The following is a 17,588-nucleotide window of genomic DNA, read 5'->3' on the forward strand; positions in this document are numbered from 1 at the left end:
AATTTTTCAGCCTCCAGCAAGGATGACGACAATGACCAAAGCAGATCTCCAAAGCCCGACGGATCTCGGGGCCAATGCGAACCGGGACGTTCCAGCCGCGCTGAGAGCGCTGCTGGCTGATGTCTTCGCGCTGTACCTGAAGACCAAGAACTTCCACTGGCACGTGTCGGGTAGGCACTTTCGCGACTACCACCTCATGCTCGACGAGCAGGCCGAGCAGATCTTTGCCATGACCGACGACATTGCCGAGCGGGCTCGCAAGATCGGCGGAACGACGTTGCGCTCGATCGGCCAGATCGCGCGCGAGCAGCGCATTCTCGACAACGACGCGGATTACGTCGACCCGCAGGACATGCTGGCCGAGCTGCGCAGCGACAATCAGCAACTGACGCGAGAAATGCGCCGGGTCCACGAGCTCTGCGACGAATACGGCGATGTCGCTACCGCAAGCCTGCTGGAAAACTGGATCGACGAGACGGAACGGCGGATCTGGTTCTTGTACGAGACCGGCCGCGACGGCCCGAACTCGTAAGCACCTGGCATGGGATGCGGCCGCAAAGCGAAGCGGGCCGCCGCGCAGCGACGACGCGGAAGCGAGGGAGATCCTCGCGTCCGCGTATTGCTGTCTGATCGTCTTCGCATTGATCGACCAGGGCGCACGCCACCTACCCGTCGGTCGTGAATCCCGCAGCAGCGTTTCACATCGTGCGGATGAAACAATGGCGCTGCATCCTCGAAAGATGACTGGACGCGGATCTCTATAGGCTTGACCGCATCCATGACCGGCAGGCCGGTCATACGTACAAGGGTCAAGCCATGACGGATATGTCGAACTCGAAGGCGTCGCTCGGAAGGGCCGTTCACGCGATCAGCGGAAAATGGGGCTGGTTCGTTGCGCTGGGGGTCGGTGAACTGATCCTCGGCGGCATTGCGTCGGCCAATCTGATGGCAGCAAGCCTCGCTTCCGTGCTCGTCATCGGCGTCACCATGGCAGTCGCCGGGATCTTCCAGATCGTGCATGCCTGTTCGGTGCACGGCCTGCGCGGCTTCCTGTTCTGGCTGCTCGCCGGAATCGTCTATGCCGCTGCCGGAGCCGTCATTCTCTATGATCCGCTGCTCGCGTCGTTCACGCTGTCGCTCGTGGTGTGCGCCTTCCTCGTCGTTGCCGGTGCGACACGGATCTGGGCAGGTTTCCATATCCGGCCGGCGGCGGGCTGGCGCTGGGTCGTGGCAGCCGGCGTTGTGACGTTCTGCGTCGGCGCCATGCTGATTGCGGTCTTGCCCGCCGTCGGCCTGTGGCTGCTCGGTGCGATGCTGGTCGTCGATCTGGTCTTCCAGGGTTGGGGCTTTATTGCATTCGGGCTCGCGCTCAGAAGTCGGGCCTCGCGGCATTCGGCCGAACCGGCGGCGGTGTGAGCCATGATGACAGGGTCGACATTCACGCGGCACCGGGAGATCGCCTGGCGCAGCGGTCGCACGAAATCGACATCGCGGCTGGTTGCCGAGGAGAGCGCCATCGCGCTCACCTACAACGGATCGACCCATGCCGTGATGATGGGAACGCCGGCCGATCTGGAGGATTTCGGTGTCGGCTTTAGCCTCACCGAGGCGATCATCGATCGCGCAAGCGAGATCAGGAGCATCGAGCTGATCTCGAACGAACTCGGCATGGAAGTGCGGATGTGGCTTGGGGGGGACCGCGTGACGACCCTGGCCGCGCGGCGCCGCGCCATCAGTGGTCCGGTCGGGTGCGGTCTATGTGGCATCGAAAGCCTTGAACAGGCGCGTCGCACGCCATCGCGGGTCGGAGGCGATGCCATTGCCTTTCACGCGCGGGACCTGCTGAACGCCATGCATGCGCTGTCTCCGTTGCAGGTTTTGAATCAGCACACACGATCCGTTCACGCGGCAGCCTTGTGGCGCCCTCGCACGGGCATTGCCGTGATCAGGGAGGATGTCGGCCGGCACAACGCGCTCGACAAGCTTGCCGGCGCAATCGCCCGCGACGGCAAGTCAGCCTGCGACAGCGCCGTGCTGCTGACGAGCCGCGTTTCGGTGGAGATGGTGCAGAAGGCTGCGATGATCGGCGCGCCGGTCGTTGTGGCCGTTTCCGCGCCGACCGCGCTCGCGATCCAGACCGCGAACGAGGCGGGAATCACGCTACTCGCCGTCGCCCGCGATGACGGATACGGCGTGTTCACGCATCCGCGCCGTGTTCTGCTGCCTGACGAGGCCGCGCCGCGCGCCGGCTGCTGACTTCAGCGGACCGGCGAATATGGCCATGCAAACTGCAGCACTGGAGCCCCTGGCCGGGACAAGCGTCGAAGCCTGTGCGCCGGAACGATCGCTGCTGGTTGCCTCTGTGCTGAGCATGTCGGGCGGTTTCCTCGACGCGTTTACCTGGCTGTCACTCGGCGTCTTCGCGAGTTCGCAGACCGGTAATGTCGTCTTCCTCGGAATCTATGCGCTATCAGGGCAATGGCAGCGCGCGCTTCATCATCTTCTTCCGCTCGTGGCCTTTGTCCTGGGAGCGTTGGTGGCGGTTCGCACCCGGGCGGCGTTATGTTGCCTCATCGGAGAGATCGTCTGTCTCGCCGCGACGATGCTGTTGCTTCATCGCGTTTCGGATGAGATCACGATCCTCGTCATCTCTTTTGGCGTCGCGCTGCAGTCGGCAAGCTTCAGACAGGTCGGTCACTGGAAATACCTCTCGGTCACGGTCACCGGCAACATGCTCCGCGCCATGGATCAGTTCGTTGCGGCGCCTGATCGCGATGCGGCGCGCGGCGCCGGAACCATGCTCACGCTCTGTTTGGCGTTCCTGCTAGGGGCGGCCGTCGGCGGTTGCGTGACGAAATGGTTGGGAACCTGGAGTCTCGCTCTGCCGATTGCATCGTCGGTGTACGTGCTCTGGCTCTGCCGCCAGCGAAGCCATTCGCGCTGACGTCGCGCTCGCTCGCTGCGGGTCGAGGCGTTCACCATGCCATTCGGCAAAAGGACGTTCCTTCGCGGAAGCGCATGCGCCGTCCCCGCGGATAAGCTCCCGGGTGCGGCCGCGGCCCTTAAGGTCGACAACATTCCGCAGCCGGCCGCACGCGCGCCGGCGGCCGCGAACCGGGCGTGAGCGAACGGGAGTCTATCCGATGGATCCGACGGCACTCCTCCTGTCGCGGCTGCAATTCGCCTTCACCATCTCGTTTCACATCATCTTCCCGGCATTCACGATCGGGCTTGCCGCCTGGCTCACCGTGCTGGAAGCGATGCACCAGTACAGCGGCAAGCCGGTCTACCGGACCCTGTTCGCGTTCTGGCTGAAGATCTTCGGCGTGGCATTCGGCATGGGCGTCGTATCGGGCGTGGTGATGGCGTTTCAGTTCGGAACGAACTGGAGCGTGCTCTCGAAGATGTCGGGTCCGATCCAGGGCCCGCTTCTGTCCTACGAAACATTCACCGCCTTCATGCTGGAGGCGGGCTTCTTCGGCATCCTCATCTTCGGCCGGCCCCGGGTGTCGCCGTGGTTCTACCTGTTCTCGACCGCGATGGTTGCGCTCGGAACCACGCTGTCGGCGTTCTGGATCATGGTCAACAACAGCTGGATGCAGGTGCCGACCGGCTACGTCCTGCAGAACGGCCAGTTTGTGCCTGATGACTGGGCGCAAATCATCTTCAATCGCGTGGTCTGGGTCCGGTTTCCGCACATGCTGCTGGCGTCCTACCTGACCGGCGCGTTCTGCGTGGCGGCGACCGGCGCGTGGTATCTGCTGCGGCGGACCTATCGCGCCGAGGCACATGTGATGCTGCGGATGGGCCTCGCGCTCGCGGCAGTGCTGCTGCCGGTCCAGCTCTTCATCGGGCATCTCGTCGGTGACTACGTCCACGACTACCAGCCGGCCAAGTTCGCCGCGATCGAGGCACGCTGGCATGACGAGCAGCCGGCCTCGGAGGTGCTGATCGCAATTCCCGATTCGAGCACCGAATCGAACAAATACGCGATATCGATTCCCGTGCTCGGCAGCATCATCGGCAGCATGAGCCTGACATCGAAAGAGGTCGGCCTGACCAGCTTTGCGCCGCAGGACCGGCCGCCGGTGACGATACCCTTCTTCGCCTTCCGCATCATGGTCGGCTGCGGTTTCGTGATGCTGGGGCTGGCTTGGCTTGGGACTTGGCTCGGCCTCAAGCATCGGCTCGATCGGAGCCGCCCCCTGCTGTGGGGCATCTTCCTCAGCTTCCCGCTGCCGTGGATCGCAATTCTCACCGGCTGGTACACCGCGGAAGTGGGGCGCCAACCATGGACCATCTACGGCGTGCTCCGCACTGCGGACGCCGTGACGCCGTTCCTGACCGCGTCGGCTGCGTTGGCTTCCCTGATCCTGTTCGTCGCGGTCTACGCCTTCATCTTTTCGTTCGGGACGTATTACATCTATCGGCTGCTGCGTGCCGGCCCGGCGGGACTCGGCGGCAAGCCGCTCCTCGCTCCCGTGCCCAATCGGCCGATGTCGCTCGCCGATCAGGTGCCGACCGCCCGCAGCTATCTCGAGGCAGGAGAGTAACCATGGTGATGTACTGGGTTGCCCTTCTTGCCATCAGCATTCTGATCTATCTCCTCCTCGACGGGTTCGATCTCGGCGTCGGCATGCTGTTCGGTGTGGCCGGCAGCGAGGCGAAGCGGCATGCCATGCTGAGCACGGTCGCTCCGGTCTGGGACGGCAATGAGACCTGGCTGATCGTCACGGGCGTGATCATGTGGGGCTCGTTCCCCGTTGTCTACGCCATGGTGATGTCGGCCCTCTATATCCCTGTCGTCGTGATGCTGCTTGGATTGATCCTGCGCGGCGTGGCCTTCGAGTTTCGCGGCAAAGCCCTCCGTTCGCGCTGGGTCTGGGACGTCGGTTTCGTCGCGGGTTCGTTCGCCGCCAGCTTCATGCAGGGCGCGATGGTCGGCGCTCTCGTCGAAGGACTTCAGTTCTCCAACGGCGATTATACCGGTGGAACGCTCGGCTGGCTGACCGCCTTTTCCGCCCTGTGCGGCATCGGACTCTGCTTCGGCTATTCGCTGCTCGGGGCCTGCTGGCTGGTGAGGAAGAGTGATGGTCCCGTTCGGGATGCCGCGCGGAGCCAGATCCCGCCGCTGGCGACCGGCGTCCTGGTGTTCCTGGTCGTCGTCTTTGCATATGCGCTTGCCGAGCATCTTCCGATTCTGCAGCGCTGGACCGACCGGCCCTATCTGCTCGTGTTTCCCGCGATCGGCGCCGGTGCGGCCGCGATGCTGGCCAAGAGCATCCTGGTCCATGACGATTATTGGCCGTTCCATATGGTCGCGCTGATCTTCGTGGCGGCTTTCGCCACGCTCGCTCTGTCGTTCTGGCCCTACATGATCCCGTTCGTCATCACGATCGACGAGGCCGCGGCGCCTCATGCAAGTCTCGCCTTCATGTTCTGGGGCGCCGGCCTGGTCGTATTCCCGCTGATGCTGCTCTATGTCGCCGTCGGTTATCGCGTTTTCCGCGGCAAGGCGGCCCCAGCGGCCGATCACTACTGACCGCTGCACGGCTCGAAAGGCGAACAAAAAGAAAGGCGCCGGTTTCGGCGCCTTCCTCGTTCTGGTCCCTATGTGGCTTTGCTTCAGGATTTGGGCATGACACCGGGGCTACTGTCCGGCCATTGGGCGATCAGCTTCTCGTCGATGTTGAAATGCTGGGCTACCAGCGTGGCCGGCGTGTGTGTCAGCCAGTTGGAGAGCGACACCTCCTCGTAGCGGGGCGCACGGAACACGCCGACGAACTGCAATTCGGTGTCGCCGACATTCTCGACATAATGGCCGAGATTGCGCCGGACATAGCCGATGTCGCCGGCCGAGAAATCCGTCGTCAGCGCGTTGGGGCCGGTGTCGAACACCGTCATCCGCGCCTTGCCTTTGATGTAGTACTGCCACTCGTCGGCGTTCGGATGCCAGTGCATCTCCCGGACCGCTCCCGGCGGCATCGTCACCAGCGCCGCGGCGACGGTGGTGGCCACCTTGAAGTTGCTGCTGTCGGCGACGCGGATGCTGCCGGCGGAGCTCTCCTTTACCGGCGCCGAACTGCCGAGCGAATGGATGAACGGATAGGGCGGTGCTTCGGCATGCTTGGCGACTGCGGCACGATCGGCGGCGAGATCGCTGGGCAGCGTGCCCTGGAAGATCCAGCGATTGTGCAGCGGGATCTTCGCGAAAGCGTCGGCGGGGACGCCGAAATTCTTCCCGAGTATCTCGGGCGGCGTATGGGCGAGCCAGTCCGTCACCAGCAGCGTGTTGAACTCATTGGCGTGGCCGTCGTCGAAACAGATCACGAATTCGCAACCATCAGGCCCCAGGCCTTGCAGCGAGTGCGGTGCGCCCGGTGGGAAATACCAGAGGTCGCCGGCCTTGAGGTCGCCGACATAGGGGCGCCCCTGCGTGTCGAGCACGGTGATGCGGCAGCTGCCGTAGGTCATGATCGCCCATTCGGCCGCCTGATGCCAATGCAGCTCGCGGATGCCGCCGGCGGACAGCCGCATATTGACGCCGGAGATTTCCTTCGAGATGGCGAAGTCCTCGACGGTGACTTGCCGTGCCCAGCCGCCATTCTGGATGCGCCTCGGCGCATTGTTGAACGAGGCCCAATCCATCGGCAAGCCACCGACGTCGGTCGCCGGCGGGCTTTGTGCGGAGGGGAATTGCTTGCCCAGTTCGGGATTCTGCGGACCGGGATCAGTCAGGCTTCCGGGGCTCTTGGCGTTGACGGCGCCTTGCGGCGGCTCGTCCGGATTGCCGAAGGTTGCGGCCTGCGCACTGGAACCGACCATGGCGGCGCCTGCCGCGGACATGGCCAGCAAATCACGTCGTGAAAACATCTTGGGTCGCTCCTGAAAACTGTCGAAAGCCCTCCCGTAGCGACGGGGCTCCGGCCGACAAACCTAGTTTCCGCTTGCCGCTTCTGCTTCCGCGAACGGCGCTGTTTTTGCCGGAATGCATGGCTGCTTCGGCCCGCCGCCCGGGATCGAACGTGTGCAATTGCGAAATTCGGCTTCGTTCTGAAAAGACGGCTCTGCCTGCGCGATCCTTAACTGAACCGGAGAATTGCCATATCGAGAGATATCGAGATGACCACGAAATCGGTTCGTCCCTATCGCGAGCCCGCCGGCGGCTGGGGCGCACTCAAGGCGCTCAGCGAGGCGCTTCTGGTGCAGCGGGCGCCGCTGAAAGGTGCAGCGACGCTCAGCCGGATGAATCAACCGGAGGGTTTCGATTGCCCCGGCTGTGCCTGGCCCGATCCGAAGCATACCTCGTCATTCGAATTTTGCGAGAACGGCGGCAAGGCGATCGCCTGGGAGACAACATCGAAGCGCTGCACGCCGGAATTCTTCGCCGAGCATACCGTCACGGAGCTCGCGGGCTGGAACGATTACGATCTCGAAATGGTCGGGCGGCTCACTCATCCGGTGGCCTACGACGCCGCATCCGACCGCTATCTCCCGATGGCGTGGAGCGATGCATTCGACATGATCGGTCGCGAGCTCAAGGCCTTGCCGGATCCGAACATGGCGGAGTTCTACACGTCCGGGCGGACTTCGAACGAAGCCGCCTTCCTCTATCAGCTCTTCGTGCGCGAATACGGCACCAACAACTTTCCCGACTGCTCGAACATGTGCCACGAGGCGACCAGCGTCGGCCTGCCGTACTCGCTGGGCGTCGGCAAGGGCACCGTGCTGCTGGAGGATTTCGACAAGACGGATTGCATCTTCATCTTCGGCCAGAATCCGGGCACCAACAGCCCGCGGATGATGACCAGCCTGCGCAATGCGGCACGCCGCGGCGCGTCCATCATCTCGTTCAACCCGTTCCGTGAGCGGGCGCTGGAGCGCTTCCAGGCGCCGCAGAGCCCGGTCGAGATGATCACGCTGTCGTCGACGGCGATCAGCTCAAGACTGTTCCAGGTGCGGGTCGGCGGCGACGTCGCCGTCCTCAAGGGGATCATGAAGATTCTGGTGGAAGCCGACGAGGCCGCTCGTGCCGCCGAGCAGCCGGAGATCCTGGACTGGGATTTCATTCGCGGCCACACCATCGGCATCGAAGCGCTGATCGATGATCTCAAGCGCACGCAATGGCCGGACATCGAACGTCAGTCCGGCCTGACGCGCGAGGACATGGAATATGCGGCCGGCGCCTATATGAAGGCCGAGCGCGCCATCCTCGTGTACGGAATGGGCATCACCCAGCACTGGCGCGGTGCGAACAACGTCCAGCAGATCGCCAACCTCGCGCTGTTGCGCGGCAATGTCGGGCGCGATGGCGCCGGCGTATGCCCGGTTCGCGGTCATTCCAACGTGCAGGGCGATCGGACCGTGGGAATCACGGAAGTTCCCAAGGCGGACTTCCTCGAGCGCCTGGAGCAACGCTTCGGCTTTAAGCCTCCGGCCGCGCCGGGACACAACGTGGTGACCGCGTTGGAGGCCATGATCCGCGGCGAGGTGAAGGCCTTTTTCGCGATGGGCGGCAATTTCGCCGCGGCCATTCCGGACTGGCAGGCGACGCGGGCTGCGCTTGGCAAGCTCGATCTGACCGTCCACGTCTCAACCAAGCTCAACCGCAGTCACCTGATCCACGGCCACGCCGCCCTGATCCTGCCGTGCCTCGGGCGCACCGAGATCGATGTGCAGCAATCGGGGCCACAGTCGGTCACGGTGGAGGATTCGATGTCGATGGTGCATGCGTCCGCCGGCCGCAACAAACCGGCATCGGAGCATCTCCTCAGCGAGATCGCGATCGTCGCCGGCGTCGCCAAGGCGACGCTGGGCGAGCGCACGGTGGTCGACTGGGACGGCTTCGTCGCTGATTACGACCGGATTCGCGATGCGATCGAGGCGGTGTTCCCGATCTTCCAGGGCTACAACGCCCGCATCCGCGTCCCCGGCGGCTTCCATCTTACCTCGACGGCACGCGAGCGCATCTGGGCGACGCCGTCGGGCAAGGCGAACTTTTTGGTCTTCCCGGGTTGCGGCGAGGACCCGCCGCAGAGCGATCCCGATTTCCTGTGGCTCACCACCATACGCAGCCACGATCAGTACAACACGACGCTCTACTCGATGTCCGACCGCTATCGCGGCGTGTTCGGCCAGCGCGACGTGGTCTTCCTCAACGAATACGAGATGAGCAAGCGCGGGCTTGCCGACGGCGACCGCGTCGACCTGATAACCGCCTCGACCGATGGCGCCGAGCGGATCGTGCGTAACTTCCGCGTGGTAGCCTATGCCTTTCCGACCGGCTGTTGCGCGGCGTACTATCCGGAGACCAATCCGCTGGTGCCGCTCTATGCCCGTGATCCCCTGAGCTTCACGCCATCATACAAGGGCGTCCCGATCCGCCTGGTGCGTGCGGCCGCGGCAGGGGAATAGCGGCACCGCCGGAGTCACATATCCGCGTGAAGGTCGCAGCGCGGCGGATCGACGGGGATGGCGATGGGCAGCGTAAACCAGAACCGGGCGCCACTCGTACCATTGCTTTCAGCGCCGATCCGGCCGCCATGCGCTTCGACGATTGACCGGCAGATCGGCAATCCCATGCCCATGCCGCTGTCCTTGGTCGTGAAGAAGCTGTCAAACAGACGATTTGCATGCTGGGCGGCGATGCCGGGACCGTTGTCCTCCACCGAGCAGCACAATGTTGCGGCGTCCTGTGTGACCGTGCTGATGACGATCTTGCGATCGTCATATCCGGCCTGCGTTATTGCCTGCGCCGCGTTGATAGCGAGATTGACGATCACCTGCTGGAGTTGGGTGCGATCTCCGAGAACCAGCGGCGCGCCCGGATCGGGCCGGTGCAGGATCGTCACGCTGCGGGATTCCATCTCGTGTTGAAGGAAAAGAAGTGCTTCGCGGATGATCTCGTCAAAGGACAGCAATGCCTGCTCGGGGGCTTTCCGGGAGGCCATCCCGTGAACGCGCGCCACGATGTTCGCGGCGCGCTGGGTATCCACGACGATGTTCTCGATGGTCTTGCGGATCTCGAGGATATCGGGCGTGGGCCTGTTCAGCCACCGTAGGCCGGCGGCGCCGTTGGTGGCGATGGCGGCCAGCGGCTGATTGACCTCGTGCGCGATCGACGCGGTGAGCTCGCCGAGCATCGAGACGCGCGCGGCATGCGCGAACTCGGCCTGTACCTGCTGGAGCTTCTGCTGGGCGCGAATGCGTTCGGAAATGTCGATGGTAACGACCAGGCTTGCTTCGAGATTGTCAATGGGGCCGACGCGAGCCGTCGTAAAGAGAACGTCGACGATGCGGCCGTCCCACGTGACCATCTGGGTCTCTTCCTCGAAATTCGTTTCTCCGCGGAAGCGGGACTCGATAGCCCGGCGGAACGTATCTGGACGTTGCTTCCAGGTCTCGGCCATGGAACGTCCGACATAGCCTTCCCCGAAACTCTGGATGGCCCGTTCGTTGGCCTCCTGAATCGAGAGTGCGTCCATGCAGGTCCGGAGGAAATCGGGATGGCTATCGAGATAGAGGCCCAGATCGGTAACGCCCTCGGCGCGCAACTTTCGGAACAGCGCCATCAGCCTGCTGGTGTCGAGCTGCCGAAGCGCGATCGGCATCCGGCTGAACAAATGGCGGTAACGCTGCTCGCTCCGCTCCAGCTCGGCATGGGCCTTCTTCTGCGCGGTGATGTCCATGACCGCGCCGACGAGCGTCAGCGAAGCGGCCAGAAAAGCGGCGAAGGCAATCGCCGCGAAATTGTCTCCGAGCAGCGAGCAGGCGAAGGACAGCAAGGTCAAAACAAGGCTACCCCAAGCCCACAGCAGAATCCGATCCTGTATTGTGTGGATCGGCAGCAAACGGCGCCACCATCGACGAGGCTGTACGGGGTCGGAGCCATCCAGGCATTCGAGCGTCATGCAAAAGGTTTACCGCCCCGCCGGAGGCCGGTCTTTTGCCTTTTCGTCGGCGCTTTGTCAAAACGCACGAAGCTGTGATCGAGCTGGCATCATGCCGCCAGTTAACTACTCAAGCGGATTCATGGCGCAATCCAGTATCCGCTTCGCGCGTGGCTGGAGTGGATGTCTCGGCCGACCGCGGCTTGCGTCCGGTGAGCCAATTGCTGAGCCGGTCCAGATAGAGATAGACGACGGGCGTCGTGTAGAGCGTCAGGATCTGCGATAACATCAGACCGCCGACGATAGTGTAGCCGAGCGGCTGACGCAGCTCGGCGCCGGTGCCGGAGCCGATCATCAGCGGTACGCCGCCCAGCAGCGCCGCCATCGTCGTCATCAGGATGGGGCGGAAGCGCAGCGTGCAGGCCTGGTAGATCGCCTCTTCCGGGCTGAGCCCGTGCTGGCGCTCCACCTCGAGGGCGAAATCGACCAGCATGATGCCGTTCTTCTTGACGATGCCGATCAGCAGGATGATGCCGATGATGGCGATGACGCTGAGATCCACGTGGACCGCCAGCAGCAAGAGCAGCGCGCCGATGCCCGCCGACGGCAGCGTCGACAGGATCGTAATGGGGTGGATCAGGCTCTCATAGAGCACACCGAGGATAATGTAGATCACGATCAGCGCCGCGCCGATCAATAGCGGCGTGCCCGACAGGGAGGACTGGAATGCCTGCGCATTGCCCTGGAACGAAGCTGTTAGCGAGGCGGGCTTGCCGGTGCTCTTCTCGATGTTCTGGATCGCCGCCACCGCGTCGCCCAGTGCGACGCCGGGCTTCAGGTTGAAGGAGATTGTCACCGAGGGGAACAGGCTCTGGTGGTTGATCAGGATCGGCGCGGGCTTGATTTCGCTGTGAACCAGCGTGCTCAGGGGGACCTGCTGGCCGGTGGCCGAGTTCAGGTAGATGTCCTTGAGCGCTTCGGGGCCGTACTGAAAACGTGGGTCGACCTCCATCACGACATGGTACTGGTTCAGCGAGGTGAACATCGTGGAGACGATGCGCTGGCCGAATGCGTCATCGAGCGTGTTGTCGATCGTCGTGGGCAGGATGCCGAAGCTCGATGCGACCTCGCGATTGACGGTGACCTCCAGCCTCGGGCCGGCATTGGCCTGGTCGCTCGCGACGTCGGTGATGAGGTCGAGCGCGCGGAGCTTCTCCAGAAAGATCGCCGACCAGTTGGTGAGCTCGTTGGAATCGGCGTCCGTCAGCGTGTACTGATACTGAGTCTTCGACAGCCGTGCGCCGATGGTGATGTCCTGCGCGGCCTGCATGTAAAGCCTGATGCCCTGAATATGGGCAAGCCGAGGCCCTAGCCGCTCGATGATCTGATCGGCGCTGGCCTTGCGCTCGGGCTTCGGCTTCAGGACGATGAAGATGCGTCCCTGGTTGAGCGTCGCGGTCGGGCCGCCCGGGCCGATATAACTCGCCACCGACTGGACCGCTGGATCCTTCGAGAGGATATCGACGACCGCCTGCTGGCGCTCGGACATCGCGGGGAAGGAGATGTCCTGTGCGGCTTCGGTGATGCCGACGATCTGCCCGGTGTCCTGCTGCGGGAAGAAACCCTTCGGTATGATGACGTAGAGGTAGCCGGTCAGCGCGATGGTCGAGAGCATCACCAGCAGCGTCACGAAGCGATGGCGCAACACGATTCGCAGGCCTCTCGCATACAGTGCGAGCAGGGCATCGAAGCCGCGTTCGAAGGCGAGGTAAAGCCGGCCGTGCTTCGCCCGCGAGTCGTCCTTCAGCAGGCGCGCGCACATCATTGGCGTCAGCGTCAGCGAGATGAGGAGCGACAGCAGCAGCGCGGCGGTAATCGTGATCGCGAATTCCTGGAACAGCTTGCCGACATAGCCGCCCATCAGGAACAGCGGGATGAACACCGCGATCAGCGACAGGGTGATGGAGACGATCGTGAAGCCGATTTCGCTGGAACCTTTGAGCGCGGCCTCCATCGGCGTCATACCCTGCTCGAGATGGCGCACGATGTTCTCGATGACGACGACGGCATCGTCGACCACGAAGCCCACCGCGATCGACAGTGCCATCAGCGAGAGGTTGTCCAGGCTGTAGCCGAGCACGTAAAGCACCGCGAACGTGCCGACCAGCGACAGGGGAACCGTGATCGCCGGGATGATCGTGGCCCAGAAATTCCGCAGAAACAGGAATATGACCATCACCACGAGTGCGACCGTCAGCATCAGCGTGAATTGAACGTCGGAGACGGCGGCGCGAATGGTGGCGGTCCGGTCGGCGGCAATCGTCACCTTGATCGCGGGCGGAACGGAGGCCTGCAGTTGCGGCAGCAGCTTCTTGATGCGGTCGACGGTTTGGATCACGTTGGCGCCGGGAACGCGCTGCACCGCCAGGATGATGGCGCGATCGTTGCCGTACCAGCCGGCCAGGAGGTCGTTCTCGGGCCCGTCGACCGCCGTACCGATGTCGCGTATCCGCACCGGTGAGCCGTTGCGATAGGCGATGATGAGGTCTTCATAGGCGGCGGGCTTGAGCAACTGATCGTTGGTGTTCAGTGTATAGGTAACGCGCGGGCTGTTGAGCGTGCCCTTGGGCAGGTCGACATTGGCGCCGGCGATCACGTTGCGAACGTCTTCGAGGCCGATGCCGCGCGCGGCAAGCGCCTGCGGATTGACGCGAACGCGGATTGCGGGTTTCTGCTGGCCGCCGATGCCGACGAGGCCCACGCCCGGCACCTGCGAGATCTTCGGCAGCAGGATGTTCTCCGCATAGGCATCGACCGTGGTCAGCGGCAGCGAGTCCGACGTCAGCGCGATCAGCATGATCGGCGTCTCCGCCGGGTTCACCTTCCGGATCGTCGGCGGGTAGGGGATATTCGGCGGCAAGAACGGGCTCGCGGCATTGATCGCGGCCAGCACGTCCACCGCTGCGCTGTCCACCGTGCGCGACAGCTCGAATTGCACCGTGAGCTGGGCCACGCCGAGCGCACTGGACGAGGTGAGCTGAGTGATACCGGGAATCTGGCTGAGCTGCTGCTCGAGCGGAGTGGCCAGCGACGAGGCGATCGTGCCCGGGTCGGCGCCGGGCAGTTGCGCCGAGATCTGGATGGTCGGGTAGTTGACGTTCGGCAGCGCGCCGACCGGCAACAGGGGATAAGCCGCAAGGCCGCACAGCAGCAGGCCCGCCATCAGCAGCGCGGTTGCGATCGGCCGCAGGATGAAGGGCGCGGAAATGTTCATGGGATCGCATCCTGCACGGCGCTCTGCAGGTCGGCTTCGCGCGCGGCCTTGCCGTGCAGCTCGAGAACGCGGCTGCCTTCCGTCAGTCGATACTGGCCGTCGACGACGACAACGTCACCGGATTTCAGGCCCTGGTCGATCAGGGCCTGGCCATCGGTGATCTGGGCGACGTGAACGGGACGCAAGGTAACCGTTTGGTCAGCGGATACGACATAGACATAGCTGCCGTTCGGCCCCTGCTGCACGGCCGAGCCGGCGACAGTGAGCGCATCCTTCTGAATCTCGAGCAGCAGGCGCGCATTCACCAACTGGCCCGGCCATATCCGGTGCTCATGGTTCGGAAACACCGCCTTGAGCTGGACGGTGCCGGTCGTTCCCGCGATCTCGTTGTTGACTAGCAGCAGCGTGCCTTCGTCGAGCTTTGTCTTGTTGTCCTGGCTGTAGGCGATGACCTTCAGGGCGCCCTTTGCGGCGTGCTCCTGGATCATCGGCAGGTCTGCCTGCGGCAAGGTGAACAGCAGCGAGATCGGCTCGATCTGGGTGACGACGACGAGGCCATTGGCGTCGGTCGGATGAATGACATTGCCGACATCGATCTGGCGAACGCCGGTGATGCCGGGAACGGCCGACGAGAGGCGCGTATAGCTCAGCTGGACGTTGGCCTCGTCGATCTGGGCCTGGTCCGCCTTCACGGCGGCCTTGAGCTGCGCCACCTGCGCCGTCTGCGTCTCGATCAGTTGGGGGGTCGCATAGCCCTTGTCGCCGAGTTGATTGTAGCGGGAGAGATTGGCTTCGGCATTCGCGAGCTGTGCTTGGTCCCTGTCGCGATTGGCCGTCAACTGCTCGATCTGGGCCTCGTAAGGACGTGGATCGATCTGGGCGAGCAAGTCGCCGGCCTTGACGGCCTGTCCCTCGGTGAAGGCGATCTTGACGATCTGTCCTTGAATCTGGCTGCGCACGATGTCGGTGTTGTAAGCGATCACCGTGCCGATGCCGTGCAGATAGATCGGAACGTCCTTGCCCGTGACCGTGGCGGCGACCACCGGCACCGCAGCGGGCACGGGTGCGGCTGCCACGGCCGGCGATCGGTCGGTGCCGAAGAACCAGAAGCCCGCGCCGAGCATGATCGCAGCGAGAGTGAGGAGCGCAATGGTGAGGTTCCGTTTCACGGTGATGGTCCTTCTTGATCTCAGGGATTGCCGGAGCCGTCGATCGATGTCGTGCCGTTCAAGGACGTTGTGCCGTTCAAGGGCGTCGGGCCAGCCACCGGCACGGACGGACTGATTCCGGCGCCTCCGATTTCAGTGGCGCCCAGCGGAATTCCGACGCGGCCGACCGTCGATGTCGAGGGCAGGGACGGGACCGCTGCGGTGCTGCCGGCACAAGTGGTCGATGAGGTGCCGGACAACCCGCCGCCGTCGAACAATGCTCCGGTCGATGCGGCGTTGGCGGACCCGGCGCAGGCGCTCGTGCTTTGCGCAGGGTTGATCGGCGAGATGCCGGGCGTTACGATTTCGGTCGATCCCAACGGAATGCCCACTGGCCGCGTGGATTGCGGGTTGAGCGGCGACGTCGCAAGCATGCCGGCGGGAGGCTGCATTCCCGGCGCCGTTGTTTGAGCGATGGCCGCAGCCGGGACCAGCCACAGCATGGCGGTCGCAAGCATCACACCGTTGTATGTTGAATATTGTTGTCGCATGGATGAAAGCTCCGGCCGACTGCGATCGAACAATAGGAAGCTGCGCCGGCGCGGGTATTTCCAGAACGCACGCCCTGCTGCCCGGCTGCACGACGACGAGGCGAATCCGGTGCGTCGTGCATCGCATTCTGTCTTGCGCGACCACGTTCGACGCATCGCCTCGCCGTTGGCCTGAGATAGCCTTCGCTATCTCAGGATGGCCCGGGCGTGTGCGATCTCCCGACTGCACGCGGCGAGGTCGCCGCCGCGATTGGCGGTGCGCGCGCGATCGAGCGAGTCGAGCGCCTCGGTGAAATCGATGCCATTGCCACCAGCTGCTTCCGCGAGCGAGCGGGGCGTGGGTTGATGGCCGCGCAGCGCGCTGAGGCTCTCCGGCTTCCAGCCGTGGGAGCCAGCGTCTCTTTCTATGGCCAGATCGAGCTGGGCCTGGGTTTGCGCGATGTCATCCGTGCAGGTTCCGGCACGAGCCGGCATTGTTGCGTACAGCAGGGCGAAGAGGGCCAAGCTGCACTTTGCGATGGATGTCATTGTTCGATCCTATGCTTGGATTTCGAGTGACGTCAGGAACGTTGCCTTGAATGACAGGGCGCGCATCGATCGTCTTTCGTGTACGAACGCCGGCCGTTCACGCTTGCGAGAGGTCATGTCATGAATGTCAGCGTACATAACGTGAGCCCCCAAAAATGCCTCGCTCAACGGGGCTACGTCCGGAGGATGTTCGAGCAGCGATCGTCGCAGCTCGCGTGTCCAGGCGTGCGAAGTGGCAAGGATAGTTGTTTGCGGAAATACGCAAGCAAGCCTTGAAATTAGTATCGCGTCATTCCAACCCGGAGTGATCCCGACATGAAACACATCAGCGCCAGCCTCGCCTTTGCCGCCGCTCTCTCCTTGTTCTCGGCCGTCGCCCCTGCGCGCGCGGAGCCCCTGAAGAACATCGTCCTGGTGCACGGCGCCTGGGTGGATGGGTCCGGCTGGAAGCCGGTCTACGAGATCCTGACCAAGGAAGGCTTCCGCGTCACCATGGTGCAGGAGCCCGAGACCTCGTTCGCCGACGACGTCACTGCGGCCAAACGTATTCTCGATCTGCAGGATGGCCCGACGCTTCTCGTCGGTCACAGCTACGGTGGCTCGATCATCACCGAGGCCGGCGTACATCCCAACGTCGTCGGTCTTGTCTACGTCGCCGCACATGCGCCCGACGTCGGCGAGGACGAATCGGCACTGGGCAAGAAGACGCCGAGCGTGCTCGGGAAGACCGAAGGCGTCATCAAGATGACCCCCGACAAATTCACCTATCTCGATCCCGTGCAATTCCCGAAACTGTTCGCGCCGGATCTGCCGCGCGAGCGGGCTGAGTTCGTCGCGCGCTCGCAGGTCCCGGCCGCGACACAGGTCTTCAGCACGCCGCTGACGGCAGCGGCGTGGAAGACCAAGCCGAGCTGGGGCATCGTCGCCGGCAACGACCAGATCATCAGTCCGGATCTGGAGCGCTGGTACTACGAGCGCGCCAAGAGCCAGACCACTGTGATCCCCGGCGCGAGCCACTCGGTCTACGAGTCCCGTCCGAAGGAAGTGGCGGCGGTCATCGCCCGCGCCGCGCGCAGCATTCAGTCGCCGGTCACGCGCTGACCGTGCTTTTGCTGGTCCCGACGCACGACCGGCAGAAGGAAGGACGGCGGGAGTGACAGCACTCCCGCCGCCCCGAATATTCCATCCGGAGAATTCC

The 17,588-nt window shown here is 63.7% G+C and carries 15 protein-coding genes; 10 read left to right on the plus strand and 5 right to left on the minus strand.

Going from position 1 to position 17,588, the window contains the following annotated elements:
- Positions 1 to 31: 31 nt before the first annotated feature.
- From AC0L3A_RS25865 to cydB, 6 genes are all read left to right on the plus strand, one after another.
- On the plus strand, positions 32 to 532 hold the full coding sequence (locus AC0L3A_RS25865) for a Dps family protein (protein WP_473255420.1): 501 nt from the start codon (positions 32 to 34) through the stop codon (positions 530 to 532).
- 284 nt (positions 533 to 816) lie between these two features.
- Complete coding sequence (locus AC0L3A_RS25870; RefSeq protein ID WP_219681605.1) at positions 817 to 1,416, plus strand: HdeD family acid-resistance protein; 600 nt, start codon at positions 817 to 819, stop codon at positions 1,414 to 1,416.
- Between the two features lie 3 nt (positions 1,417 to 1,419).
- A complete protein-coding gene (gene fdhD, locus AC0L3A_RS25875) occupies positions 1,420 to 2,256 on the plus strand; it encodes a formate dehydrogenase accessory sulfurtransferase FdhD (protein ID WP_035993483.1) in 837 nt (278 codons plus the stop codon).
- 19 nt (positions 2,257 to 2,275) lie between these two features.
- A complete protein-coding gene (locus tag AC0L3A_RS25880) occupies positions 2,276 to 2,944 on the plus strand; it encodes a YoaK family protein (RefSeq protein ID WP_354127200.1) in 669 nt (222 codons plus the stop codon).
- 199 nt (positions 2,945 to 3,143) lie between these two features.
- Positions 3,144 to 4,553 (plus strand): cytochrome ubiquinol oxidase subunit I, encoded by a 1,410-nt coding sequence (locus AC0L3A_RS25885; protein ID WP_007596071.1) that lies wholly within the window; start codon positions 3,144 to 3,146, stop codon positions 4,551 to 4,553.
- 2 nt (positions 4,554 to 4,555) lie between these two features.
- Positions 4,556 to 5,542 carry a cytochrome d ubiquinol oxidase subunit II gene (cydB, locus tag AC0L3A_RS25890; protein WP_219681600.1) on the plus strand — a complete coding sequence of 329 codons (987 nt, stop codon included), beginning with the start codon at positions 4,556 to 4,558 and terminating at the stop codon, positions 5,540 to 5,542.
- A gap of 83 nt (positions 5,543 to 5,625) precedes the next feature.
- On the opposite strand, the gene AC0L3A_RS25895 is transcribed toward cydB, so the two are convergent.
- Positions 5,626 to 6,873: an oxalate decarboxylase family bicupin gene (locus tag AC0L3A_RS25895; RefSeq protein ID WP_219681598.1), complete on the minus strand. Its 1,248-nt coding sequence runs from the start codon at positions 6,871 to 6,873 to the stop codon at positions 5,626 to 5,628.
- Between the two features lie 249 nt (positions 6,874 to 7,122).
- On the opposite strand from AC0L3A_RS25895, the gene AC0L3A_RS25900 reads away from it, so the two are divergent.
- Positions 7,123 to 9,414, plus strand: coding sequence for an FdhF/YdeP family oxidoreductase (locus AC0L3A_RS25900; RefSeq protein WP_007596060.1), 2,292 nt, complete (start codon positions 7,123 to 7,125; stop codon positions 9,412 to 9,414).
- Between the two features lie 14 nt (positions 9,415 to 9,428).
- On the opposite strand, the gene AC0L3A_RS25905 is transcribed toward AC0L3A_RS25900, so the two are convergent.
- Complete coding sequence (locus AC0L3A_RS25905; RefSeq protein ID WP_245285929.1) at positions 9,429 to 10,142, minus strand: sensor histidine kinase; 714 nt, start codon at positions 10,140 to 10,142, stop codon at positions 9,429 to 9,431.
- A gap of 15 nt (positions 10,143 to 10,157) precedes the next feature.
- On the opposite strand from AC0L3A_RS25905, the gene AC0L3A_RS25910 reads away from it, so the two are divergent.
- Entirely contained in the window at positions 10,158 to 10,988 is an 831-nt protein-coding gene (locus AC0L3A_RS25910) for a hypothetical protein (RefSeq protein WP_245285928.1), read from the plus strand.
- 31 nt (positions 10,989 to 11,019) lie between these two features.
- Here AC0L3A_RS25910 and AC0L3A_RS25915 read toward each other — a convergent pair whose 3' ends face one another.
- Both AC0L3A_RS25915 and AC0L3A_RS25920 read right to left on the minus strand, forming a co-directional pair.
- The gene (locus tag AC0L3A_RS25915) at positions 11,020 to 14,163 is read right to left on the minus strand and encodes an efflux RND transporter permease subunit (RefSeq protein WP_473255421.1); all 3,144 of its coding nucleotides are present in this window, start codon (positions 14,161 to 14,163) and stop codon (positions 11,020 to 11,022) included.
- The gene (locus AC0L3A_RS25920) at positions 14,160 to 15,332 is read right to left on the minus strand and encodes an efflux RND transporter periplasmic adaptor subunit (RefSeq protein ID WP_473255422.1); all 1,173 of its coding nucleotides are present in this window, start codon (positions 15,330 to 15,332) and stop codon (positions 14,160 to 14,162) included. The genes AC0L3A_RS25915 and AC0L3A_RS25920 overlap by 4 nt, the downstream gene beginning before the upstream one ends.
- 27 nt (positions 15,333 to 15,359) lie before the next feature.
- On the opposite strand from AC0L3A_RS25920, the gene AC0L3A_RS25925 reads away from it, so the two are divergent.
- A complete protein-coding gene (locus AC0L3A_RS25925) occupies positions 15,360 to 15,782 on the plus strand; it encodes a hypothetical protein (protein ID WP_473255423.1) in 423 nt (140 codons plus the stop codon).
- 266 nt (positions 15,783 to 16,048) lie between these two features.
- Here the strand turns inward: AC0L3A_RS25925 and AC0L3A_RS25930 are convergent, their stop codons facing one another.
- Positions 16,049 to 16,390, minus strand: coding sequence for a hypothetical protein (locus AC0L3A_RS25930; protein ID WP_007596049.1), 342 nt, complete (start codon positions 16,388 to 16,390; stop codon positions 16,049 to 16,051).
- Between the two features lie 315 nt (positions 16,391 to 16,705).
- Between AC0L3A_RS25930 and AC0L3A_RS25935 the strand changes: the two genes are divergently transcribed.
- Positions 16,706 to 17,491, plus strand: a complete 786-nt coding sequence (locus AC0L3A_RS25935) for an alpha/beta hydrolase (RefSeq protein WP_007596047.1) — start codon at positions 16,706 to 16,708, stop codon at positions 17,489 to 17,491.
- The last annotated feature ends 97 nt before the right edge of the window (positions 17,492 to 17,588 follow it).

The organism is Bradyrhizobium sp. MI1.3 (assembly GCF_055811695.1).

Coding starts and splice junctions, on each gene's coding strand:
- AC0L3A_RS25865 (WP_473255420.1), top strand. CDS start 32: ATGACCAAAGCAGATCTCCAAAGCCCGACGGATCTCGGGGCCAATGCG.
- fdhD (WP_035993483.1), top strand. CDS start 1,420: ATGATGACAGGGTCGACATTCACGCGGCACCGGGAGATCGCCTGGCGC.
- AC0L3A_RS25900 (WP_007596060.1), top strand. CDS start 7,123: ATGACCACGAAATCGGTTCGTCCCTATCGCGAGCCCGCCGGCGGCTGG.
- AC0L3A_RS25905 (WP_245285929.1), bottom strand. CDS start 10,142: ATGCTCGGCGAGCTCACCGCGTCGATCGCGCACGAGGTCAATCAGCCG.
- AC0L3A_RS25885 (WP_007596071.1), top strand. CDS start 3,144: ATGGATCCGACGGCACTCCTCCTGTCGCGGCTGCAATTCGCCTTCACC.
- AC0L3A_RS25915 (WP_473255421.1), bottom strand. CDS start 14,163: ATGAACATTTCCGCGCCCTTCATCCTGCGGCCGATCGCAACCGCGCTG.
- cydB (WP_219681600.1), top strand. CDS start 4,556: ATGGTGATGTACTGGGTTGCCCTTCTTGCCATCAGCATTCTGATCTAT.
- AC0L3A_RS25895 (WP_219681598.1), bottom strand. CDS start 6,873: ATGTTTTCACGACGTGATTTGCTGGCCATGTCCGCGGCAGGCGCCGCC.
- AC0L3A_RS25910 (WP_245285928.1), top strand. CDS start 10,158: ATGCGCGAACTCGGCCTGTACCTGCTGGAGCTTCTGCTGGGCGCGAAT.
- AC0L3A_RS25935 (WP_007596047.1), top strand. CDS start 16,706: ATGAAACACATCAGCGCCAGCCTCGCCTTTGCCGCCGCTCTCTCCTTG.
- AC0L3A_RS25870 (WP_219681605.1), top strand. CDS start 817: ATGACGGATATGTCGAACTCGAAGGCGTCGCTCGGAAGGGCCGTTCAC.
- AC0L3A_RS25880 (WP_354127200.1), top strand. CDS start 2,276: ATGGCCATGCAAACTGCAGCACTGGAGCCCCTGGCCGGGACAAGCGTC.
- AC0L3A_RS25930 (WP_007596049.1), bottom strand. CDS start 16,390: ATGACATCCATCGCAAAGTGCAGCTTGGCCCTCTTCGCCCTGCTGTAC.